This is a genomic window from Burkholderia sp. KCJ3K979 (assembly GCF_016759955.1).
Classification (GTDB): domain Bacteria; phylum Pseudomonadota; class Gammaproteobacteria; order Burkholderiales; family Burkholderiaceae; genus Burkholderia; species Burkholderia orbicola.
Map to the genome: position 1 here is coordinate 1 of NZ_JACFYV010000006.1, position 21,855 is coordinate 21,855.

A 21,855-nucleotide genomic window follows, 5' to 3' on the forward strand; every position below is an offset into this window, starting at 1 on the left:
CGAGCAAGGCGTGGCGCAGCGAAGTGATCCGGCCGGGCCGGCTCGTCGTCCGTGCGGCGATCTCCGCCGCGCCCGTTGGCGTCGTTGCCGTCGCAAGACAGGCAGCCGCCGCGCACACTTTCGCATCCATGATGGCAACATCCGCTGGCATCGCTCCGGCGCTGCCTCCTGCCTCCCTCCATGCGCGTGCAAGCACCGAATTACGCGCAAGATTTCTTCATCTTAGGCAAAAATTCGGATCACCAAGCAGTGGGAAACACCCGCGAAAACGTCGGAAATCGTGCTGATTCCGGGCTGCGTCCCGATGAGGTGGACGAATGCGTTGGCCGACATCATCGGTCCGGTGCGACGTCGTAAATTGATCAGCGGATTGCTCGCCGTGCACGACAAACTTCATACGTTCTCGCGCACTGCCCGATCCTGCGCGCCGGGGTGCGCAAGGCCGGTGTGCGGTCGTGCATGCCGGGGCGTTCGTGACACCGGACCAGATCAGGACCATGCTGGACCGATACGGCGATCGCCACGCCGCACTGGCGGCATGTTCGAGACCAGTGGGACAGTCTCGTCTGCATCGCGGTGATCGCGTCCCGGGACGCGTCACGCACCGGGCGCGACGAGGAGCTGCATCGCGCGCTCGAGCGATGGCTCGCGAATCCTGTCTCGATGTGGACATCGCCCGGGCTCCGTCATCGGGAAATTCTCGCGGCGCCGTCCATCCGGTCCCGGCTGACCGCTGTCGCGCATGCCCGACTCGACGAACCGCGCAGTCGCGTGACGGCTCGCGGCATGGCGCTCTGACGCGGCCGGCCGCGCCCGGCTTCGCCGACACGCGTTGATGCGCGTCGCCGCCGCCGCGAGTATGCTTGTGCCTCGAACGCTCTCCAACACGCGGCGGCACGGCGAACGCAACACCGATGCCCCGCCAACCGTCACTCACCATCGATGGATTTCGACGTCATCGTTCTCGGCGCCGGCATCGTCGGCGTCTCCGCCGCGCTGCACCTGCAGGATCGCGGCCGCAAGGTCGCCCTCGTCGATCGCGGCGCGCCCGGCGAAGGCACGAGCTTCGGCAATGCCGGGCTGATCGAGCGCTCGTCGGTCGAACCGTATCCGTTCCCGCGCAGCCCGTTCACGCTGATGCGCTATGCGCTGAACCGCTCCACCGATCTCTACTGGCACAGCGCGTCGCTGCCCGCGTTCGCGCCGTGGCTCGCACGGTTCTGGTGGGAATCGGCGCCACCGCGTCACGCGGCGGCCTCGCGCGACATGCTGCCGCTGATCGAACGCTGCATCGTCGAGCACGATGCGCTGATCGCGCGGGCCGGCGTCGGCGAACTGGTCCGCGCCAGTGGCTGGCTGGAAGCGTTCCGCACGCCGGCCGCATTCGAACGCGGCGTGGCCGAGGCCGGCCTCACCGCGCGCCGCCACGGGCTCGGCATCACGCCGCTCGATGCGGCCGCGCTGCGCGCGCACGAACCGAGCCTCGCACCGGGCTTCTGCGGCGCGCTGCACTGGCTCGACCCGAAAAGCGTCGTCGATCCGGCCGCGCTCGTCAAAGCGTATGCGCACCTGTTCGTGCAGGGCGGCGGCACGCTGCTGACGGGCGACGCCGCGAGCCTCGACGCGCTGTCGCCCGGCTGGCAGGTGCGCACCGACGACGGCCCGGCGGCCGCGCCGGCCGTCGTCGTCGCGCTCGGCCCGTGGTCCGACACGGTGTTCGGCAAGTTCGGCTACAAGATCCCGCTGCGCGAGAAGCGCGGCTACCACATGCACTACGCGCCGTCCGCGCGCGGCGTGCCGTCGGCGCCGATCGTCGATCGCGAATACGGTTATGTGATCGCGCCGATGCGACGCGGGCTGCGGCTGACGACCGGCGTCGAGATCGCGCGGCGCGGGCTTCCGCCCACGGGCGTGCAGCTCGAACGCGCGGAACGCGTCGCGCGGCCGGTGTTCGGTTTCGGCGAGCGGCTCGATCCGCATCCGTGGCTCGGCTTCCGGCCGTGCACGCCCGACATGCGCCCGGTGATCGGCCCCGCGCCCGCGCACCGCGGACTGTGGTTCGCGTTCGGGCACAACCATCACGGGCTGACGCTCGGCCCGGTCAGCGGCCGCCTGCTGGCCGAGATGATGACCGGCGAGGCGCCGTTCACCGACCCGGCACCGTATCGCGCGGATCGCTTCTGAACGCGCGACGCCGGCGCCGGCACGCAGGCCGGGATGGCGCCGAAACCCGCCGTCAGCGAAAACGAAGCTGGTTTCGCCCGAGCTGCGCGACGGATGCGCAGCCCATCAGCCGCATGTCGCGTTCGATCTCCGTGCGCATCAGTTGCAACGCGCGCTCGACGCCGGGCTGCCCGGCGGCGGCGAGCGGGAACAGGTAATAACGCCCCAGCCCGACGGCCTTCGCCCCCAGCGCCAGCGCCTTCAGCACGTGCGAACCCCGCTGCACGCCGCCATCCATCATCACGTCGATCCGGTCGCCCACCGCGTCGACCACCTCGGCAAGCTGGTCGAACGCGGCGCGCGAACCGTCCAGTTGCCGTCCGCCGTGGTTCGACAACACGATGCCGGTGCAACCGATGTCCGCCGCCCTGCGGGCGTCGTCGACCGACATCACGCCTTTCAGGCAAAACTGCCCGTTCCACTCGCGCACCATCGCGGCGACGTCGTCCCATGACATCGACGGGTCGAGCATGTCCGTGAAGTAGCGGCTGATCGACATCGCGCCGCCGCCCATGTCGACGTGCCGGTCGAGCTGCGGCAAACGGAACCGCTCGTGGGTCAGGTAGTTGATCGCCCAGGCCGGCTTCAACGCGAACTCGGTCATCCCCGCGAGCGTCAGCCGGAACGGAATCGAGAAGCCGGTTCGCTTGTCGCGCTCGCGATTGCCGCCGGTGATGCTGTCCACCGTCAGCATCATCACGTTCACGCCGGCTTCCCTCGAGCGGTTCATCATCTCGCGGTTGAGGCCGCGATCCTTGTGAAAGTAGAACTGGTAGACCTGCGGGCCCGGGCTGATCGCGCGGGCTTCTTCCAGGCTCACGGTACCGAGCGACGACACGCCGAACATCGTGTCGAATTTCGCGGCCGCGGCGGCGACGGCCCGCTCGCCGTCATGATGAAACAGGCGTTGCAGCGCGGTCGGCGAACAATAAACCGGCATGCCGAGCTTTTGCCCCATGACCGTCACCGACAGGTCGACATCGCGCACGCCGCGCAGCACGTTCGGCACCAGATCGCAGCTTTCGAACGCGCTCGTGTTGCGTCGATACGTGGTTTCATCGTCGGCCGCACCGTCGATGTAATTGAAGATCGGCCCCGGCAACCGCCGCTTCGCCAGTTCGCGGAAGTCGTGGAAATTGTGGCAATCGTTCACGCGCATTCGTCACACTCCATTCGGCGCGCGGGCGGCATGCCGGTGGGCCGGCACGCGTCGCTCGCGTCGCTGCGTTCGTTCTATACCGACGGCCGGTGTCCTCGCAAGGGATGGTGGCCGTATCGGCACCCGGAACCGCGCCGCATCGCGCCACCGCTGCCGACCATGCAGCGAATCGATTCGCACGCTCAGTCGAGCGCGCGGCCGAAGATGCGAATCACTTCATCGAGATGCTCGGCCATCGCACGGCGCGCGGCGTCGGGATCGCGCGCACGGATCGCATCGAGGATCGCGCGATGCTCGAGCTCCGACCGGTGCGGCATGTCGTTCGGCATGTACAGCGACTGCAGCCGCTGGAACATCAGGTCGTACTTGTGCGCGAGCAGCTGCTTGATCATCAGCGCATACGCCGCGTTGTCGCTCGCTTCCGCGATGCGGATATGGAACAGCCGGTCGCCCGGGTGCGTGAGCGAGCCGCTGCGGTTGTCGTCCTGGTTGCGCAGGAACGCTTCGTGGATGCCTTCGATCTGCGCGTCCGAGCCATGCTTCGCGGCCAGCGACGCGGCTTCCGGCTCGATCAGCCGGCGCGCCTGCAGCAGCGCGAACGGCGGGATTTCGGTGTCGAGATCGAGCGCGATGCCGAGCTCGGGATCGATCTCGACGATCGAGAACGGCGCGACCGTCGCGTCGGGAGCCGGCGCGGGTTCGGGCGCCGCGGCCGCTTCGGGATGGCGCACCTTCACGCCGTCGCCGACGCGCACGCTGACGAGCCCGTTCACTTCGAGCGCGATCAGCGCCTCGCGCACCGACGTGCGCGACACGCCGAACCGTTCGGCGAGTTCGCGCTCGGGCGGCAGATAGCTGCCCGGCGGGAAATCGCCGGACTCGATCATCGCACTGAGCTTGTCGGCGATCTGCTGGTAGAGGCGGCGGTTCTGAATCGGCTGGATGGACATACGTTGACGCTGGTAATCGGTTTCGTTCCGGACGGCCCGTCAAATCGCACAGACCGTTCGCGCCTATTTTATATGCCGCGCTTCACATCGCCCGGCACCGCGTAGCAGCGCGCGGCCGTGCCGCCCCACAACGCGCCGCGCTCGGCCGCCGACAGGCGCGCTTCGGCCCAGCGTTCGACCAGCGACGCGACCTCGTCATACGACGCCGCGAGCAGGCACACGGGCCAGTCCGATCCGAACATCAGCCGCTGCGGGCCGAACGCGTCGAGCGCCGCGTCGAGGCACTGCTCGATATGCCGGATGTCCTGGCCACGCAGGCCGCGCCGCCAGTCGGCCTCGGTCACGAGCCCCGACAGCTTGCACGCGACGTGCGGCAGCGCACCCAACTCCCGCAGCGACGCGCGCCAGCGCGCAAGCGCGGTGTCGTCACGCTCGAACTCGGCCAGCGCCGGCTTGCCGACGTGGTCGAGCACGAGCCAGTGCGCATCGTGCCGCGCGCAGAACGCACGGACGTCCGGCAACTGGCGTTCGAACACGAGCACGTCGTACACATAGCCGTTCGCCTGCAGCCAGGCGACACCGCGATTGAAAGCGGGATCGGCGACGAACGCGCCGACGTCGGCTTCGTCCTGCACCTGGTGACGAAAGCCGCGCAGCTTCGGGCTGCGCCACTTGGCGACACGGTCGGCCAGCGCCGGCGCACCGAGAGCCTCCCAGCCGACCACCGCCGCGATGCGTGCATCGTCGCGCGCCAGATCGAGCAGGAACGCCGTCTCGTCACGGCCGGCGCGCGCCTGCACCGCGATCGACGCGCCGAGCGCCTGCGCATGCATCTGCGGCCACAGTTCGTCGGGCAGGTAGTCGCGTGCGAGCACGCCCATCCCGGGGCCGATCCACGGATAGTCGGCCGCGCGATAACGCCAGAAGTGCTGATGCGAATCGATACGCACTGCGCCCATGATGCCCTCGTGTTCAATCACCGCGGCGGCGACGGCCCGCAGCGTCGCCCCCCGCCCGTCCGCCACGTTCAGTCGTACAACACCGCCGCGATCTTCGGATCGTCGATATTGGTCTTGTCGTACCAGTAGAACCCGGTATCGATGACCTTCGGCAGCTTCTCGCCCTTGATCGCCTTCACGGCCGCCTCGACCGTCTTGTAGCCGATCCCGATCGGGTTCTGCGTGATCGCGCCGGCCATCAAGCCGCTGCGGATCGCGTCCTTCTGCTGCTTGCCGGAATCGTAGCCGACGATCACGACCTTGCGCTTCATCTCGCGCACGCCGTTGACCACGCCGATCGCCGAACCTTCGTTGGTACCGAACAGCCCCTTGAGCTTCGGATACGCCTGCAGGATCGACTTCGTCACTTCGGTCGACTTCAACTGATCGCCTTCGCCGTACTGCACGGTCACGACCTGCACCTTCGGGTGCGCGGACTTCATCCGGTCGAGGAAGCCGTCGCGGCGGTCGATGCCGGTGCGGCTCGTCTGGTCGTGCGCGACCACCGCCACCTGCCCTTCGTCGCCGATCAGCGCGGCGAGCTTGTCGGCCGCAAGGGCGGCCGCGGCCTTGTTGTTGGTCGCGGCCGTCGTCACCGGAATGTCGCTGTCCACGCCCGAGTCGAACGCGATCACCGGAATCTTCTCGGCCTGCGCCTTCTTCAGCAGCGGCAGTGCGGCCTTGCTGTCGAGCGCCGCGAAGCCGAGCGCGGCGGGCTTCTTCGCGATCGCGGCCGACAGCATGTCGATCTGCTTGTCGACCATCGCCTCGGTTTCGGGCCCTTCGAACGTCACCTTCACCTTGTAGTCCTTCGCGGCCTGCGTCGCGCCCGATTTCACGGCCTGCCAGAACTGATGCTGGAAGCCTTTCGAGATCAGCGGGATATAGGTTTCCTGCGCCTGCGCGCCGGCCGTGACGCCCGCGGCGAACGTCAGCCCGACGATCGCGTTCAACACCTTGCTCCTGATCACTTCGCGTCTCCTTGGTTGGTATCGACTGAAATGCCGGCCCGGCCGGCGGTGAAGCCCATGCCCTGGCGCCTCGGTATCGGCGTCAGCGGCGACGCCGGCGCAGGATGTCCACGTAGACGGCGAGAATGATGATCACGCCCGTCACGACCGTCTGCCATTCCTGTGCGACCGACATGATGCGCAGGCCGTTGGTCAGCACGCTCATGATGAACGCGCCGATGATGGTGCCGACGATGCTGCCCGCGCCGCCCGACAGCGACGTGCCGCCGATCACGACGGCCGCGATCGCATCGAGCTCGTAGCCCTGCCCGAGCGCCGGCTGCGCCGAGTTCAGCCGCGACGCGATCAGCAGGCCGGCGATCCCGCACACCGCGCCGCTGAACGTATAGACGGCGATCTTCCACGCATCGACGTTCACGCCGGACAGCCGCAGCGCCTCCTCGTTGCTGCCGAGCGCGAACGTGTAGCGGCCGAAGATGGTCCGGTTCAGCACGATCGACGCGCCGATCGCGACGAGAAACAGGATCAGCACCGCGTTGGGGATCGGCAGCGCTGGAATGAGGTTGCCGATCAGCGAATCCTGCGCAATCGACGTGAAGCCCGGCGTGTCGTTGAAGTAGATCGGCCGCGTGCCCGAGATCACGAGCGACAGCCCCTTGAGCAGCATCATCATGCCGAGCGTCGCGATGAACGGCGGCACCTTCATCTTCGCGATCACGAAGCCCGACACGCAGCCCGACAGCGCGCCGAAGCACAACGCGGCCAGAATCCCGAGCGGCAGCGGCATCCCCCACTTCGTTAGCACGACGCCGGCCATCACCGCGCAGAACGTCATCAGCGTGCCGACCGACAGGTCGATGCCGGACGTGATGATCACGTACGTGCAGGCGACGGCCAGCACGCCGTTCACGGCGGTGGCCTGCAGGATCGACACGAGGTTGTCGACTTCGAGAAAGTTCGACGACGCGAAGCTGAAGAACACGATCAGCAGCACGAGGCTCGCGAACGCGAGCAGCTTCTGCCGCGCGGCCGGATTGAAGAAGCGCGATTTCAGGCTCGACGCGGCGGCCGGCGTGTCGCCGGTGGCAAGGGGCTGAACGGGATGCGTATCGTTGGACATGATCGTTAGGCGTCTGAATCGGGACAGTCAAGGCAATCAGGACAACACGGTCGACTCGCGCTGCGTCGCGAGCTGCATGATCTTTTCCTGCGTGGCGTCGGCCGCGCGCAATTCGCCGGTCACGCGGCCTTCGCACATCACGAGAATCCGGTGGCTCATGCGCAGCACCTCGGGCAATTCCGACGAGATCATCACGATCGCCTTGCCGTCGGCGGCGAGCGCGTCGAGCAGCTTGTAGATCTCGCTTTTCGCGCCGACGTCGATGCCGCGCGTCGGCTCGTCGAAGAACAGGATGTCGCAGTCGCGCAGCAGCCATTTCGCGATCACGATCTTCTGCTGGTTGCCGCCCGACAAGAGCCGCGCGGGCTGCGCGACCGACGGCGTGCGGATCGCGAGCTGCCGCACGTACGACTGCGCGGCGTCGCGCATCCCGCGCGCATCGAGAAACAGGCCGCGGCGCACGAAGCGGCGCATGCTCGACAGCGCGATGTTGTTCTGCACGTCCATCCCGACCGCAAGCCCGAAGTGCTTGCGATCCTCGGACAGGTAGCCGATGCCATATTTCACCGCGTCGGCCGGCGTGCGGATCGTCACGGCCCGGCCATGCACGCGGATCTCGCCCGCATCGACCGGGTCCGCGCCGAACACCGCGCGCGCGACCTCGGTGCGGCCCGCGCCCATCAGCCCGGCGAAGCCGAGAATCTCGCCGCGCCGCAGCGTGAAGCCGACGTCGCGGATCGCGCGGCCGCGCGACAGCCCGCGCACTTCGAGCGCAATCTCGTTCGCGGACGTATCGGGCGGCGTGCGGGTTTCCGTATCGAGCTGGCGACCGACCATCATCGAGATGATCGATTCCATCGACGTGTCGGCCATCGGCACGGTCGCGACATACTTGCCGTCGCGCATCACGGTCACGCGATCGGCGATCTGGCGCAACTCGTCCATCTTGTGCGAGATGTAGATGATGCCGACCCCATGCGCGCGCAGGTCGCGGATGATGCGGAACAGCTCGGCGATTTCCGCGTTGTTCAGCGCGGCGGTCGGCTCGTCCATGATCAGCGCGCGCGAGTCGAACGACAGCGCCTTCGCGATCTCGACCATCTGCTGCTTCGCGACCGTCAGCCGGCCGACCGGCGTGCGCGGATCGAGATCGAGCCGCATCCGCTGGAAGATCGCGGCGGCGTCGCGGTTGAGTTTCTCTTCGTCGACGAACACGCCGAAGCGGCCGCGCGGCTCGCGGCCGATGAAGATGTTCTGCGCGACGCTCAGATGGTTCATCAGGTTCAGCTCCTGATGGATGATGCCGATGCCGAGCGCCTGCGCGGCACGCGGGTCGGCGATTTCCACCGCGCGGCCGTCCATCCGGATCTCGCCCGCGTCGCGCTGGTAGACGCCCGCGAGGATCTTCATCAGCGTCGACTTGCCGGCGCCGTTCTCGCCCATCAGCGCATGCACTTCGCCCGCGCGCAGGTCGAAACGGCAATCGTCGAGCGCCTGCACGCCCGGAAAGCGCTTGCCGATGCCGGTCAGCGCGATCAGCGGCTGCGTGGTGTTCGGGTTCAGGTCGGGTTGCATCGCGCGCGGCCCTCAGCTGATCGCACGATCGAGATGCGTGTAGCCACCGTCGACGAACAACCACTGGCCCGTCGTGTGCGACGCACGCTCCGACAGCAGGAACACCGCTGTATCGGCGATCTCGTCGGCCGTCGTGAAGCGCTGGCCGAGCGGCACCTTGCCGGCAATTTCCGCGACCTTCGCTTGCGGATCGTCGAAGCCGGCGATCCAGTTCTGATAGAGCGGCGTCATCACCTCGGCCGGAATCACCGCGTTCACGCGCACGCCGTCGTCGCGCAATGCGACGGCCCATTCGCGCGTCAGCGCGAGTTGCGCGCCCTTCGACGCGCAATAGCCGCTCGTGTTGCCCTGCCCGGTCACGGCCGTCTTCGACGAGATGTTGACGATCGCGCCGCGCGCCGCCTTCAGGTGCGGCACGCAGTAGTGCGCCATCACGTAGTAGTGGATCAGGTTGCGTTCGAGCGACGCGACGAACGCATCGCGCCCGGCGTCGAGCCCGATGCTGTCGTTGATGCCCGCGTTGTTGACGAGGCCGTCGATACGGCCGAAGCGCGCCAGGGTCTGCGCGACGCCGTCGCGGCACTGTACGTCGTCCTGCAGTTCGACAGTGACGCACGCGGCGCGCGGCTGTTGCTGCGTGAGTTCGCGCCAGAAGCCGTCGTCCGGCGCGTGGCGCGCGAACACCACGGGAACCGCGCCTTCGCCGGCCAGCCGCATCGAGATCGCGGCGCCGATACCCGACGCGCCGCCGGTCACGATCACGACCTTGTCTTGCAGATTCAAATCCACTTCGCGTCTCCGTCGTTCATGTTGTCGCCGCGCACGATGCCCACGACGCACGCCATGCAAATGGCGCGCCGTCGTGCATTGCCCTGCGTCAGCCGCGGAACCGGTACTGCTCCAGCGATTCGGGCTTCATCTCGATCGAGAAACCGGGCGCCGTCGGCGGCATGTACGCCGCGCCGCGCACCACGCACGGTTCGACGAAATGCTCGTGCAGGTGATCGACGTACTCGGTCACGCGCCCTTCCTTCGTACCGGAAATGCACACGTAGTCGATCATCGACAGGTGCTGCACGTACTCGCACAGCCCGACGCCGCCCGCGTGCGGGCACACCGGCAGCCCGTACTTCGCGGCCATCAGCATCACCGCGAGAATCTCGTTCACGCCGCCGAGCCGGCACGCGTCGATCTGCACGACGTCGATCGCGCCGCGCGCGATGAACTGCTTGAACAGCACGCGGTTCTGGCACATCTCGCCGGTCGCGACCTGCACCGGCGCGATCGCCTCGCGGATCTTGCGATGCCCCTCGACGTCGTCGGGGCTCGTCGGCTCCTCGATGAACCACGGCCGCGCGAACGCGAGTTCGCGCACCCAGTCGATCGCCTCGTCGACTTCCCACACCTGGTTCGCGTCGATCATCAGCTTGCGGTCGGGGCCGATCACCTCGCGCGCGATCGTCACGCGGCGGATGTCGTCCTCGAGGTTCGCACCGACTTTCAGCTTCACGTACTCGAAACCTTCGTCCACCGCCTCGCGGCACAGCCGGCGCAACTTGTCGTCGCTGTAGCCGAGCCAGCCGGCCGACGTCGTGTAGCACGGGTAGCCGTCGCGCTCCAGCGCGGCGATCCGCGCGGCCTTGCCGGGCGCCTGCCGGCGCAGCAGGTCGAGCGCTTCGTCCGGGCTCAGGCAGTCGGTCAGGTAGCGGAAGTCGATCGCCCGCACCAGCTCCTCCGGGCTCAGGTCGGCGACGAGACGCCACAGCGGCTTGCCGACGGCCTTCGCCCACAAATCCCACACCGCGTTGACGACGGCGCCCGTCGCCAGGTGGATCGCGCCCTTGTCCGGGCCGATCCAGCGCAACTGGCTGTCCGACGTGACGTGCCGCCAGAAGCGGCCCATGTCCTCGCGAATCCAGTCGAGGTCGAGGCCGACGACGAGGTGACGCATCGCGTCGATCGCCGCGCAGCAGATTTCGTTGCCGCGCCCGATGGTGAACGTGAGCCCGTGGCCTTCGAGCCCGTCGCGGTCGGTTTCGAGCACGACGTAGGCCGCCGAATAGTCGGGGTCCGGATTCATCGCGTCGGAGCCGTCGAGCTGGCGCGAGGTCGGAAAGCGCACGTCGAGGACGCGCATCGATCGAATGATAGGCATGACGAACCGTCCGTTGAAGGGAATCAGGCCTGCACGGTACGCTGGCGCTGCTCGCCGAGCCCGTCGATGCCGAGCGTGATCACCTGTCCGGCGCGCAGGTAGACGGGCGGCTTCTGTCCGAGGCCGACGCCAGGCGGCGTGCCGGTCGAGATCACGTCGCCCGGTTGCAGGCTCATGAAACGGCTCAGGTAGCTGATCAGGTGCGGCACGCGGAACACCATCGTCGCGGTCGTGCCGTTCTGGTAGCGGTGGCCGTCCACCTCGAGCCACAGCCGCAGCGCGTGCGGATCGGGCACTTCGTCGGCCGTCACGAGCCACGGGCCGATCGGGCCGAACGTGTCGTTGCCCTTGCCCTTGTCCCACGTGCCGCCGCGTTCGAGCTGGTATTCGCGCTCCGACACGTCGTTCACGACGCAGTAGCCGGCGACGTGCGACAGCGCATCGGCTTCGTCGATATAGCGGCCGCCCTGGCCGATCACCACGCCGAGTTCGACTTCCCAGTCGGTCTTCTCCGAGCCGCGCGGGATCTCGACGTCGTCGTTCGGGCCCGAGATCGCGCTCGTCCACTTGCCGAACACGACGGGCTCCTTCGGCACCTCCATCCCCGATTCGGCCGCGTGGTCGGAATAGTTGAGGCCGATGCAGATGAACTTGCCGACACGGCCGACGCACGCGCCGAGCCGCGGCGTGCCTTCGACGAGCGGCAGCGACGAAGGCGGAATGTCGCGCAGCCGCGCGAGCGACGCAGGCGTCAGCGCGTCGCCGGCGATGTCGTCGATCACGCCGGACAGGTCGCGAATGTGGCCCTGCGCATCGAGCAGGCCCGGCTTTTCATGGTGTTTGTCGCCAAATCTCAGCAGTTTCATAGCGTCATCCGAACGGAAACGGAAAGGGGAAGTGAGCGGAAAGGGTGGTCAGTTCGACACGGTCAGTTTGACCAGCCGCCGTCGATCAGGTGAATCGTGCCGGTGGTGAACGACGCTTCGTCCGACGCCAGGTACAGCGCGAGCGCGGCCACTTCGTCCGCGCTACCGATACGGCCGATCGGCTGGCGCGCGACGAACGCCTGGCGCACCTCGTCGGCGGACACGTGGCGCGTGCGCGCCTGGTCGGCGATCCGCTGCTCCAGCGACGGCGATTCGATCGTGCCCGGGCAGATCGCGTTGCAGCGGATGCCGCGTTCGACGAAATCGGCGGCCACCGCCTTGGTCAGCCCGATCACCGCCGCCTTGGTGGTGCCGTACACGAAGCGGTTCGGCACACCCTTCACGCTCGACGCGGCCGACGCCATGTTGACGATCGACCCGCCGCCGGCTTCGAGCATCGCGGGCAGCAGCGCGCGAATCAGCCGGTACATCGACGTGACGTTCAGGTTCAGCGAGAACGCCCACGCGTCTTCGTCGCACTCGAGGATCGAGCCGTGATGCACGTAGCCCGCGCAGTTGAACAGCACGTCGAACGCGCGTTCGCTCGCGGCGAGCGCCGCGACCTCGTTCGTAGCGGTGACGTCGAGCCGCCGCGTGACCAGCCGGCCGCCCGCGCGTTCGGCGTCGGCCTCGAGCCGCACCAGCGCGGCTTCGTTGATGTCGGTCGCCAGCACGTCGGCGCCCTCGCTCGCGAACCGCAGCGCGGTCGCGCGGCCGATGCCCTGCCCGGCCGCCGTCACCAGCGCGCGTTTGCCCTGCAATCTCATGAGCATCTCTCCGAAAAAGCCGGCCGCCAGTCGGCCGATTGGCACAAAGGACTAAAGGTCCAACCAATCATAGGAAGGGATCGCCCGTTTGTCACGAAATCGCGATTCAGTATTTACCCGGGGCGGATCAATCCGTCCGGCACGCAAGAATGCGGCGGGCGAGTGGCGTTGAAGTCCGGCCTCTCGATTCGCGCAAACCCGGTACCGGCGGGCCTTCCAGCCGATTCTTCACCGACGTTCGGGACGGCGTCCGCGCCAAACTGACAAAAAAGTCATGTTCGCGTCAGGGTGCCAACGGGTGGCGCACGCCATCATGGCGTTGCCGGACCGCGCTTCCGGTACATCGCCTCCCCGCCCGCGCCGGATCCCTGCGGGCACCTCCGTCCCCTGGCGATGTATCCCGTGACTGGGCGAGCAGACACGGCGCGCGGGCCGATTTTCCGCCCCGGGCTTTCCGTCCGGGGCTTTTTGTTCTTGGTTTTTCAAGAAAATAAGCGTGGATTGTTTCTAAATCGGCAAAAGGTAATTTGAGCCAGACAGGATGTTTTTTCCGGTCACAGACGCTTACATTTAGCGCACCACTCATGGAAACCCCTACGGATTCCCCCTTGGGTAGTGACACCCACTGCCATGGCCGAACCCGCACGGGCTTTAGGAAACGGCAAAATGAAGGCCTCCCAATCCCTGCCTGCGCTCGATCCCGCCGACGTCCACGTCGAAATCCTCGAACGTTCCGATACGCTGCTCGTCGTCCGCTGGGTCGAGCCCGGCCGCTGTCACTACGGCGAGCAACGCTGGCGCCGCCGCTTCGCGCAGCGCACCGGCACCTGCGCGCTGTCGCGCCAGGTCATCCATCGCGGCGACGAAGTGTTCCGCCCGGCCGAGCGTCCGGCCCCCGCGAACGCCGCCGCCATGATCTCCGCCGCCGAGGTACTCGCGCTGGCCGGCAGCAGGTAACACCTGCCGGCCGTGCGCCAGGCTGGCGGCGCCACGCTATCCGCCAGCCAGTCCTAGAAGCGCCGATCTAATTCCCCCGCTTGTCTGCTCCGTCCGCCCGCACTATCGTTACACCACTCAATGTAACGATTACGTGCGGCGGCCGACCGGCCGCGCCGATGGAGGCAGACATGCATGCATGGAGCGCGCGCCACGTCCCGGCGCAAGGCGGCAAGGTCGCGGTCGTGACCGGCGCCAATAGCGGCCTCGGCTGGCACCTCGCGGAAACGCTGGCCGCGAAAGGCGCGACGGTCGTGATGGGCTGCCGCGACGCCACCCGCGGCGCGCAGGCCGCCGACGCGATCCGCCGGCTTCATCCTCATGCACGCGTCGAAGTCGATCCGCTCGACCTCGCCGATCTCGCGTCGATCGCACGCTTCGCGGCCGACGTCGGCGAACGCCACGGCCGCGTCGACATCCTCTGCAACAACGCCGGCGTGATGTTCCTGCCGCTGCGGCACACGCGCGACGGCTTCGAGATGCAGTTCGGCACCAACCACCTCGGCCATTTCGCGCTGACCGGCCAGCTGCTGCCGGCGCTGCGCGCCGCACGTCGGGCGCGCGTCGTCACGATGTCGAGCGGCTTCAACCGAGGCGGCCGGATTCGCGTGGACGACCTGCGCGCCGCGCATCGCTACAACCGTTATCTCGCCTATTGCGACAGCAAGCTCGCGAACCTCGTGTTCGCGCTCGAGCTGCAGCGCCGCTTCGAGCGCGCGGCGTTCGCCGGCATCAGCGTCGCCGCGCACCCCGGCTATGCGGCGACCAACCTGCAGTTCGCGGGCCCGGCAATGGACCGCTCGCCCACCCGCGCCGCGCTGATGCGTGCCGCGAACCGTTATCTCGCGCAGCCGGCCGATCAGGGCGCGCTGCCCGCGATTCATGCGGCCACGTCGCCCGATCTGGCCGGCGGCGCGTACATCGGCCCGTCCGGCTGGTTCGAATCGCGGGGGCTGCCGGCACCGGCAAGCGTGCCGCGCGCGGCGCGCAACGTGGCAACGGCGGCGTTGCTGTGGGAAACCTCGGAAGCCGCGACGGGCGTGCGCTTTCTCAGTTCCGGCGCACCCGCGGGCCGCGCGTCGAGCCGGCCGTTCGATACGGCGGCCGAAGCACGCTGAATCGCGCGTCGCCGGCCACGGCATTCTTCATACTTATTACGGCAACCGAAAAGAAAGCCCGTTGAAAGACTGTTTCGACTCCTCACTGTTACCAGTCAGGAAACAATTTATCGTCAAATTCAGCGTTTACCCTGAACACGCCGGTGACTAACATTTGATCAATCGCTCAAGACATGGTGTCGAGAGCGAACTCAATAAAACACCGGAGGTCACCATGAAATCGCTCGTTTCCGCAGTCGTTGCCGCTGCCGCCCTGTCCGCTTCGTTCGGCGCATTCGCTCAACAAAGCACCGTGACGCGCGCTCAAGTGCGCAACGAACTCGTCCAGCTCGAACAGGCCGGCTACAAGCCGGGCGTGTCGAGCCCGTACTACCCGAACGACATCCAGAGCGCCGAAGCGCGCGTTCATGGTGTCGACAGCAGCGGCTACGGCGCGCAACCGGCTCCGCTCGTCCACTCGGGCGCGCCGGCTGCCGCTTCGTCGAACGCACGCGACTCGATCTTCTTCGGCCAGTAAGCCGACGCGCCCTCGGCGGGCGCCGCGCGTCGCGCGATGAAGTCACGCAGTCCTGACGAGCCCCCTTCGCGGGGCTCGTCTGTTTTGTGAAACGCATACCTCCGCCGCCCGGCAGCGGGTGGCTTCGCCCGGACGCCCGGCGTCCGGGTGCTTTTTCCCGGCGAGGTGTGCAAGAAGACGCCGTGTGTGCCGGTCAGCCGCCCACGGCCGCGGCCCCGGCCGGCGCCGACCGCGACAGCACGCGCCAGCGCGACAGCAACTCGTCGCGATCGACGTAACAGCCCTGCAGGTGCCGACGGCCCGTCGACGGGTCGAACTCAGTGCGCGCATGCAGCACGCGCCGGTTGTCGAACGCCCACATGTCGCCCGCCCGCAGCCGGCGCTGTACGCGAAAGCGCAGCTCGCGCGCCAGCGCAAGAAACCGCCGGTACGCACGATAGACCGCCGCGACCGAACCGGCCGGCGCATCGAGCGGCCCGCGCAGGAAGTTCGCGACGCGCACTTCCGTCACGTTGCCGCGTGCATCGAGGCCGATCACCGGCGCCGAACAGCGGTAGTCGCTGTTCGCGCTCTTGTTCCAGAACTCGAACGGCGTCGATGCGAGCTGCTCGAAATCGTTCGGATGTTCGCGCCGCAGCGCATCCGCGAGCGCGAAGCCGTCGAGGAAAATGCTGTCGCCGCCCGTCGCGTCGTTCGCGAGGCAATGCAGGAACTGCACGCCCGGCTGCAATTCACGCGTCGGCAGGTCGGTGTGCGGCGGAAGATTCAGCGACGTATACGCATTGCTGTCCGGGCGCGGCTTCGATTCGACGTCGAACAGCACACCGAAATTACTTTCACGGATCAGGCCGACACGTCGTGCGATCTCGTCGACGCGGCCGCGCTCGGCCGGTACGCCTTCGACGAGCGTGAGCCCCGTGCGCTGCAACGCGCCGAGCCATGCGAGCAGCGCGCGGTCGTCCTCCATCACGTCACGCCACGCGAATACGCCGATCGCCGTCGCATCGTCGCCGGTCCATACGTGCCGCCCGTGCGCGGCCAGGCGCTCCGCACGCGACGCGTCGTCGTACGCATGCGCACGCAACCAGCCCGGCGACCACGCGCTGCGGTGCCCGTCGTTCCATTCCACATGCAGCGCGCCGTCGGTCTCGACGTGCACGGTGAGCGCCGACAGATCCTCACGCGCATCGGCGATCTCGAACACCTGTTCGCGCGTGATCGCATGCACGCATGCGGAACACGCGCAGTTGTCGCGCAGCCAGTCGAAATGGAACGGCGAGCGTCGCGCGTCGCTCCACTCGACCTCCACTACGTCATCGCCGATCGTCGCTGCGGCGATCGCCGCGTCGGCCGAAAACGTCCGCCAGTCCTCGATACGGTGTTGCGCCGCTGCCTGCATCGTTGCCTCCCGGAAAACGCCCGCTACGCGTGTGGTGCGAGCAAGAACCCGCCGACCAGCCGGTGCATCCGCGCGGCCTGCGGGCTCGTCCCGAGCGCGCGCCAGCAGCCATGCACCAGCCCCTCTCCCATCCAGTAGCGCGCGATACCGCCGGCCGCGCGAATCCGTTCGACATACACGCGCGCATCGTCGCGCAGCGGATCATGCTCCGCGCCGGTCGCGAGCACCGGCGGCAAGCCGTCGAAGCGTATAGCTTCGAGCGGGACCGATGCACGCAACAGCGGGTTGCCGTCGCGCAGCACGTCGGCCAAGTCACCGCCCCAGTACAGTTCTCGATAGCGATGCACGTCATCGAGCGTCAGCATCGGCGCGTGCGCTTCCGCGTCGCGCGCGGGCGACTGCGGTTCGAAACCGAGCATCGGATAGACGAGCGCGACGCCGTCCACGTTGCGTTCGCCCGCATCGCGCAGCGCGGTCGCCACCGCCGCCGCGAGCGTCCCGCCCGCGCTGTCGCCCGCGAGCGTCAGCGGAGGCACGCACGACCCGAGCGGCCAATGCGCGTCGCGTGCGGCACGCGTGACTTCCAGGCAATCGTCGAGCGCGGCCGGCGCACGGTGCTCGGGCGCGAGCCGATAGTCGACGGCGATCACGTCGAGGCCCGTATCGGCTGCCAGTTGCGCGGTGATCAGCGCATGGCTGTCGAGCGAGCCGACGACGAAGCCGCCGCCATGAAAAAACAGCACCGTGCCGCGCGGTGTACCGTGTGCGCACGTATAGCGCCGCAGTGCGATCGTGCGGCCGCCCGGTGCGCGCCACACGGCGTCGTGCTGCACGATGCCGGCCGGCAGCGCGGCTGGCGTCCATTCGGCCGCGAAGCGGTCGTAGAGACGGCGCTGCTCGTCGGGCGAACGCGCCGCCGCATCGGCCGGATACCACGCGTCGACGGCCGCGACGAACGCCGCGATTTCCGGTTCGAGCATCGTGTGCGCTCCGCGGTCGAAGGTCGAAAATCGAAGATCGTGAAATGAAGCGCGCCGCTAGCGGCGCGGCGGCAGCCCGATCACGCGGCCCGCATACGCAGGCGCCGCACACTCGCGCTGCAACGCATGCAGTTCGGCCACGCGCGCGGCCACGTCGTCGTCGAACGGCGCCGATTTCGCGCCGTCGCGCGTATCGACGTGCAGCAGCATCTGCTCGCTCGCCGATACCGCGTCGTCATGCCCGTCGGCGAACAGCTCGAGATACAGGTGCAGCCGCTTCGCGTCGTGCGCGAGCACGCGCGCATCGACACGCACCGGCGTGCCTTCCTTGATCTCGTGCAGATAGTTCACGTGCGCTTCGAGCGTGTAGACCGAGCGCCCCCGCTCGCGGCGCGCGGCGTCGTCGAGGCCGATGCGATCCAGCAGCGCATCGGTCGCGAAGCTGAAGATCAGCAGGTAGAACGCATCGCGCAGGTGGCCGTTGTAGTCGACCCATTCGGGCCGCACGACGTCGCGGTAAATCGTCAGCGGGGTATCGCCCGTCATCGCCTGTCCTTTAGTCCTCGAATCGCATCCCGTGCCGCGCCTTCACCGCGGCGATCGATTTCAGCACCTCGGTGATGCACTCGTCGCGATAGCGTTCGAGCGCCTTGATGCTGCGCGTGCCCTGCTGCTCGGTCGTGCCTTCGACAACGCTGTCGATCAGCGCGTCGGTCAACGTCGGCGCGACCAGCTTCGTCCACGGCAGTTCGAGCGCGGGGCCGAATTGCTGCATGAAGTGTCGCATGCCCGCGTCGCCGCCAGCCAGCGTGTAGGTCAGGAACGTACCCATGAACGACCAGCGGATACCCGCGCCGAAGCGGATCGCATCGTCGATCTCGCCGGTCGTCGCGACGCCTTCGTTGACGAGATGCAGCGCCTCGCGCCACAACGCCTCGAGCAGGCGGTCCGCGATGAAGCCCGGCACTTCCTTGCGCACGTGCAGCGGCCGCATGCCGAGCTTGCGATAGACCTCCATCGCGCCCTCGACCGCTACCGGCGACGTGCGCGCGCCGCCGAGCACCTCGACGAGCGGCAGCAGATAGACGGGATTGAACGGGTGACCGACCACGCAGCGCTCCGGATGCGTGGCCCGCGCGTAGAAATCGGTCGGCAGCAGCCCCGACGTCGACGACGCGATGATCGCGTCGGGCTTCGCCGCGCGGCTGATCTGCTCGTGCAGTTCGAGCTTCAGCGCCTCGCGCTCGGGCGCGCTCTCCTGGATGAAATCCGCATCGGCGACGCATGCCTCGATCGTCGATACGAAGCGCAGCCGCGCGGGATCGGCGCCTGGCGCGAGGCCGACGCGTTCGAGCGCGGGCCACGCGTTCGCGACGTTCGCGCGCAGTCGCGCTTCGGCGCCCGGCGCCGGGTCCCACACGACCACGTCGAGACCGTGCGCGAGCGCGCGGGAAATCCATCCGCTGCCGATCACGCCGGTGCCGATGGCGGCAAACGTCTTGATGTCGGTCTTCACAGCCATGTCAACGCATCCTTCGAATCAGGGGAAATCGGTCGACGGCCGCGCGTGGACGCACGCCGCCGTGCCATGTCAGTCAGTGGGTGAAAAAGCTCACGCGAATTCGGCGATCGCGCGACGTTCGAGCGCACGTTCGCCGCGCGCCGGCAGGCCGAGCTTGCGGCGGCCTTCGGCCGGCGTCAGCACGCGGCCGCCGAGGCGCTCGACGATCTCGCGGGCGCGCTGGACGAGCGTGCCGTTGGTCGCATGCACGCCGCGGTCGAGCCAGATGTTGTCTTCGAGGCCCACGCGCACGTGGCCGCCGAGCAGCATCGCCTGCGCGACCATCGGCATCTGCATGCGGCCGATCCCGAAGCCCGCCCAGTGCGCGCCGGGCGGCAGGTTGTCGACCATCGCCTTCATCGTGCCCGTGTCGGCCGGCGCGCCCCACGGAATGCCGAGGCACAGCTGGAACAGCGGCGGATCGTCGAGCAGCCCTTCCTTGAGCAACTGCTTCGCGAACCACAGATGGCCCGTATCGAAGATCTCCAGCTCCGGCTTCACGCCGAGTTCCTGGATGCGCTTCGCGCCGGCGCGCAACTGCGCGGGCGTCGACACGTAGATGTAGTCGCCGTCGCCGAAATTCAGCGTGCCGCAGTCGAGCGTGCAGATCTCGGGCAGCAGTTCCTCGACGTGCGCGAGGCGCGTGAGGCCGCCGACCAGATCGGTGCCCTTGCCGAAGCGCATCGGGTCCTCGCCGGGGCCGATCTCGAGATCGCCGCCCATGCCGGCCGTCAGGTTGATGATCACGTCGACGTCGGCCGAGCGGATGCGGTCGACCACTTCGCGATACAGGTTCGGGTCGCGGCTGCCGCGCCCCGTCTGCGGATCGCGCACGTGGCAGTGGGCGACCGTCGCGCCGGCCTTCGCGGCTTCGATCGCGGCGGCCGCGATCTCCTTCGGCGTGACCGGAATCGCCGGATGCTTGCCGACCGTATCGCCCGCGCCGGTGACGGCGCAGGTGATGATGACTTCGTGGTTCATGCGGGATGCCTCGCTTGATTCGGGTTGTGTCGCATTGCAGATAGCGCGTGGGCGCCGGCCCTTACAGGCCGAGATACGCCTTCACGGCAGGCAGGCCGTCCTTGCCGTCGAACGTCTTGACGCCCGCGAGCCACGGATCGAGCACCTGCGGGTTCTTCTTCAGGTACGCCTTCGCGGCCTCGGCCGGCTTGGTCTTGTTCATCACCGACTGCATCAGCTGGTTCTCGAGCTGCGTCGAGAAGCGCAGGTTCGTCACGAGCTTGCCCGCATTCGGGCAGCGCGCGATGAAGTCCGGCGCGGTGAGCGTGTACACGCGCGCTTCGCCGTAGTTCGGGCCGAACGCCGCGTCGCCGCCGGACAGGTAGTTCATGCTGAGCTGGATGTTCATCGGATGCGGCTCCCAGCCGAGGAACACGACCCACTTCTTGTCGCGGACCGCGCGCTCGACCGTCACCAGCATCCCCGCTTCGCTCGATTCGACGAGCTTGAAGCCGCCGAGCCCGTACTGGTTCGTGTCGATCATCTTCTGGATCGTCGCGTTCGCGCTGCTGCCCGGCTCGATCCCGTAGATCTTGCCGTCGAGTTCCGCGCGGTGTTTCGCGATGTCGTCGAAGGTCTTCAGGCCGGCCTGGTATGCGTAGCTCGGCACCGCGAGCGTCGCCTTCGCGCCCGACAGGTTCGGCGGCTCGACGACGTTGATCGACTTGCTGTCGAGGAACGGTTGCAGTTGCTTTTGCTGCACGGGCCACCAGTAGCCGAGCGACACGTCGAGCTGCTTGCTCTTGAGGCCGGCGAACGAAATCGGCACCGACGCGATCGTCGTGGTCGGCTTGTAGCCGAGCGCCTCGAACACGGTCGACGCGAGCGCCGTGGTCGACGTGATGTCGGTCCAGCCGATATCCGCGAAACGCACGGTCCGGCAGGTCGTGGCCTCCGTCTCGGCCAGCGCGGCGTGCGTGAACGCGCCGGTCGCCAGCACGGCCGCGGCGAGCGCGGCGATCTTCGTCGACTTCATGGTTCGGTTCCTCCCGGTTGGTCTCGCGGCAGCCGGTGCGCGAAGTGTGCGCCGGCCTGCATCGTGGGAGTAAAAGTAACGAGCCATATTCGCCGCGAGAAGACCGGCGGCGACCTGTTCTTGCCTGTTTGCGACTATGAGTGGAAACCACTAGGTTTCGCTTGAGGCTTGATGGATGGGCGTTTGGGGTTTTTCTGGCGTGCGGCGAGATTGCCCGGATGCGGCGCTCGCCTTTCGATTCCGCCATGGCTTTGCTGACGGATTTCCGACAGGTCGCCGGATCCGGTTGACCGGCCCTATGCTGGCAGTCGCCGGGCGATCGCGCGCGGCCCGCCTGTAGCCGTGCCGCCTCGTGTCCGGCCGTTGCGCGTCGCTGTAACGGACGCGCACGGACACGGCCGGCCGTCGCGATGTCGGTCTCCGGTCTTTCCGCCAAGGAACACC

At 67.8% G+C, this 21,855-nt stretch carries 20 protein-coding genes; 4 read left to right on the forward strand and 16 right to left on the reverse strand.

What is annotated here, in order from left to right; genetic code table 11:
- Positions 1-942: 942 nt before the first annotated feature.
- The gene (locus tag H3O04_RS02710) at positions 943-2,184 is read left to right on the forward strand and encodes an NAD(P)/FAD-dependent oxidoreductase (protein WP_006480705.1); all 1,242 of its coding nucleotides are present in this window, start codon (positions 943-945) and stop codon (positions 2,182-2,184) included.
- Positions 2,185-2,236: 52 nt separating this feature from the next.
- Here H3O04_RS02710 and H3O04_RS02715 read toward each other — a convergent pair whose 3' ends face one another.
- The 10 genes from H3O04_RS02715 to H3O04_RS02760 form a co-directional block, all read right to left on the reverse strand.
- A complete protein-coding gene (locus H3O04_RS02715; RefSeq protein WP_006480704.1) occupies positions 2,237-3,382 on the reverse strand; it encodes an alpha-hydroxy acid oxidase in 1,146 nt (381 codons plus the stop codon).
- A 182-nt stretch (positions 3,383-3,564) separates the two neighbouring features.
- Positions 3,565-4,332, reverse strand: a complete 768-nt coding sequence (locus tag H3O04_RS02720; protein WP_006480703.1) for a FadR/GntR family transcriptional regulator — start codon at positions 4,330-4,332, stop codon at positions 3,565-3,567.
- Between the two features lie 68 nt (positions 4,333-4,400).
- Positions 4,401-5,291 carry an amidohydrolase family protein gene (locus tag H3O04_RS02725; RefSeq protein WP_006480702.1) on the reverse strand — a complete coding sequence of 297 codons (891 nt, stop codon included), beginning with the start codon at positions 5,289-5,291 and terminating at the stop codon, positions 4,401-4,403.
- A gap of 68 nt (positions 5,292-5,359) precedes the next feature.
- Complete coding sequence (locus tag H3O04_RS02730; protein ID WP_012339568.1) at positions 5,360-6,301, reverse strand: ABC transporter substrate-binding protein; 942 nt, start codon at positions 6,299-6,301, stop codon at positions 5,360-5,362.
- A gap of 82 nt (positions 6,302-6,383) precedes the next feature.
- Entirely contained in the window at positions 6,384-7,421 is a 1,038-nt protein-coding gene (locus tag H3O04_RS02735; protein WP_023475655.1) for an ABC transporter permease, read from the reverse strand.
- Between the two features lie 36 nt (positions 7,422-7,457).
- Positions 7,458-8,996 (reverse strand): sugar ABC transporter ATP-binding protein, encoded by a 1,539-nt coding sequence (locus tag H3O04_RS02740; RefSeq protein WP_023475654.1) that lies wholly within the window; start codon positions 8,994-8,996, stop codon positions 7,458-7,460.
- Between the two features lie 12 nt (positions 8,997-9,008).
- Positions 9,009-9,785 (reverse strand): SDR family oxidoreductase, encoded by a 777-nt coding sequence (locus H3O04_RS02745; RefSeq protein ID WP_034175184.1) that lies wholly within the window; start codon positions 9,783-9,785, stop codon positions 9,009-9,011.
- Positions 9,786-9,873: 88 nt separating this feature from the next.
- On the reverse strand, positions 9,874-11,151 hold the full coding sequence (locus H3O04_RS02750) for an L-fuconate dehydratase (RefSeq protein WP_006480697.1): 1,278 nt from the start codon (positions 11,149-11,151) through the stop codon (positions 9,874-9,876).
- 23 nt (positions 11,152-11,174) lie between these two features.
- On the reverse strand, positions 11,175-12,017 hold the full coding sequence (locus H3O04_RS02755) for an ureidoglycolate lyase (RefSeq protein WP_006480696.1): 843 nt from the start codon (positions 12,015-12,017) through the stop codon (positions 11,175-11,177).
- A 62-nt stretch (positions 12,018-12,079) separates the two neighbouring features.
- Positions 12,080-12,844 (reverse strand): SDR family oxidoreductase, encoded by a 765-nt coding sequence (locus H3O04_RS02760; protein WP_011547133.1) that lies wholly within the window; start codon positions 12,842-12,844, stop codon positions 12,080-12,082.
- A 666-nt stretch (positions 12,845-13,510) separates the two neighbouring features.
- Between H3O04_RS02760 and H3O04_RS02765 the strand changes: the two genes are divergently transcribed.
- The 3 genes from H3O04_RS02765 to H3O04_RS02775 all read left to right on the forward strand — a co-directional run bounded on the left by H3O04_RS02765 (position 13,511) and on the right by H3O04_RS02775 (position 15,475).
- Positions 13,511-13,801, forward strand: a complete 291-nt coding sequence (locus tag H3O04_RS02765) for a DUF3331 domain-containing protein (RefSeq protein ID WP_011547132.1) — start codon at positions 13,511-13,513, stop codon at positions 13,799-13,801.
- 170 nt (positions 13,802-13,971) lie between these two features.
- On the forward strand, positions 13,972-14,958 hold the full coding sequence (locus H3O04_RS02770; RefSeq protein WP_202587095.1) for an oxidoreductase: 987 nt from the start codon (positions 13,972-13,974) through the stop codon (positions 14,956-14,958).
- A gap of 214 nt (positions 14,959-15,172) precedes the next feature.
- Positions 15,173-15,475 (forward strand): DUF4148 domain-containing protein, encoded by a 303-nt coding sequence (locus H3O04_RS02775; RefSeq protein WP_006480691.1) that lies wholly within the window; start codon positions 15,173-15,175, stop codon positions 15,473-15,475.
- A 193-nt stretch (positions 15,476-15,668) separates the two neighbouring features.
- Here the strand turns inward: H3O04_RS02775 and H3O04_RS02780 are convergent, their stop codons facing one another.
- The 6 genes from H3O04_RS02780 to H3O04_RS02805 form a co-directional block, all read right to left on the reverse strand.
- Positions 15,669-16,874, reverse strand: coding sequence for a TauD/TfdA family dioxygenase (locus tag H3O04_RS02780; protein ID WP_202587096.1), 1,206 nt, complete (start codon positions 16,872-16,874; stop codon positions 15,669-15,671).
- Between the two features lie 23 nt (positions 16,875-16,897).
- On the reverse strand, positions 16,898-17,854 hold the full coding sequence (locus H3O04_RS02785; RefSeq protein WP_202587097.1) for an alpha/beta hydrolase: 957 nt from the start codon (positions 17,852-17,854) through the stop codon (positions 16,898-16,900).
- A 57-nt stretch (positions 17,855-17,911) separates the two neighbouring features.
- Positions 17,912-18,400 carry a thioesterase family protein gene (locus H3O04_RS02790; protein WP_006480688.1) on the reverse strand — a complete coding sequence of 163 codons (489 nt, stop codon included), beginning with the start codon at positions 18,398-18,400 and terminating at the stop codon, positions 17,912-17,914.
- A 10-nt stretch (positions 18,401-18,410) separates the two neighbouring features.
- Entirely contained in the window at positions 18,411-19,376 is a 966-nt protein-coding gene (locus H3O04_RS02795) for an L-carnitine dehydrogenase (RefSeq protein WP_202587098.1), read from the reverse strand.
- Positions 19,377-19,466: 90 nt separating this feature from the next.
- Complete coding sequence (locus H3O04_RS02800) at positions 19,467-20,396, reverse strand: 3-keto-5-aminohexanoate cleavage protein (RefSeq protein ID WP_023475649.1); 930 nt, start codon at positions 20,394-20,396, stop codon at positions 19,467-19,469.
- Between the two features lie 61 nt (positions 20,397-20,457).
- Positions 20,458-21,411 (reverse strand): choline ABC transporter substrate-binding protein, encoded by a 954-nt coding sequence (locus H3O04_RS02805; protein ID WP_006480685.1) that lies wholly within the window; start codon positions 21,409-21,411, stop codon positions 20,458-20,460.
- Positions 21,412-21,855: the final 444 nt, after the last annotated feature.

Coding starts and splice junctions, on each gene's coding strand:
- H3O04_RS02710 (WP_006480705.1), top strand. CDS start 943: ATGGATTTCGACGTCATCGTTCTCGGCGCCGGCATCGTCGGCGTCTCC.
- H3O04_RS02715 (WP_006480704.1), bottom strand. CDS start 3,382: ATGCGCGTGAACGATTGCCACAATTTCCACGACTTCCGCGAACTGGCG.
- H3O04_RS02720 (WP_006480703.1), bottom strand. CDS start 4,332: ATGTCCATCCAGCCGATTCAGAACCGCCGCCTCTACCAGCAGATCGCC.
- H3O04_RS02725 (WP_006480702.1), bottom strand. CDS start 5,291: ATGGGCGCAGTGCGTATCGATTCGCATCAGCACTTCTGGCGTTATCGC.
- H3O04_RS02735 (WP_023475655.1), bottom strand. CDS start 7,421: ATGTCCAACGATACGCATCCCGTTCAGCCCCTTGCCACCGGCGACACG.
- H3O04_RS02740 (WP_023475654.1), bottom strand. CDS start 8,996: ATGCAACCCGACCTGAACCCGAACACCACGCAGCCGCTGATCGCGCTG.
- H3O04_RS02750 (WP_006480697.1), bottom strand. CDS start 11,151: ATGCCTATCATTCGATCGATGCGCGTCCTCGACGTGCGCTTTCCGACC.
- H3O04_RS02755 (WP_006480696.1), bottom strand. CDS start 12,017: ATGAAACTGCTGAGATTTGGCGACAAACACCATGAAAAGCCGGGCCTG.
- H3O04_RS02760 (WP_011547133.1), bottom strand. CDS start 12,844: ATGAGATTGCAGGGCAAACGCGCGCTGGTGACGGCGGCCGGGCAGGGC.
- H3O04_RS02765 (WP_011547132.1), top strand. CDS start 13,511: ATGAAGGCCTCCCAATCCCTGCCTGCGCTCGATCCCGCCGACGTCCAC.
- H3O04_RS02770 (WP_202587095.1), top strand. CDS start 13,972: ATGCATGCATGGAGCGCGCGCCACGTCCCGGCGCAAGGCGGCAAGGTC.
- H3O04_RS02775 (WP_006480691.1), top strand. CDS start 15,173: ATGAAATCGCTCGTTTCCGCAGTCGTTGCCGCTGCCGCCCTGTCCGCT.
- H3O04_RS02780 (WP_202587096.1), bottom strand. CDS start 16,874: ATGCAGGCAGCGGCGCAACACCGTATCGAGGACTGGCGGACGTTTTCG.
- H3O04_RS02785 (WP_202587097.1), bottom strand. CDS start 17,854: ATGCTCGAACCGGAAATCGCGGCGTTCGTCGCGGCCGTCGACGCGTGG.
- H3O04_RS02790 (WP_006480688.1), bottom strand. CDS start 18,400: ATGACGGGCGATACCCCGCTGACGATTTACCGCGACGTCGTGCGGCCC.
- H3O04_RS02795 (WP_202587098.1), bottom strand. CDS start 19,376: ATGGCTGTGAAGACCGACATCAAGACGTTTGCCGCCATCGGCACCGGC.
- H3O04_RS02800 (WP_023475649.1), bottom strand. CDS start 20,396: ATGAACCACGAAGTCATCATCACCTGCGCCGTCACCGGCGCGGGCGAT.
- H3O04_RS02805 (WP_006480685.1), bottom strand. CDS start 21,411: ATGAAGTCGACGAAGATCGCCGCGCTCGCCGCGGCCGTGCTGGCGACC.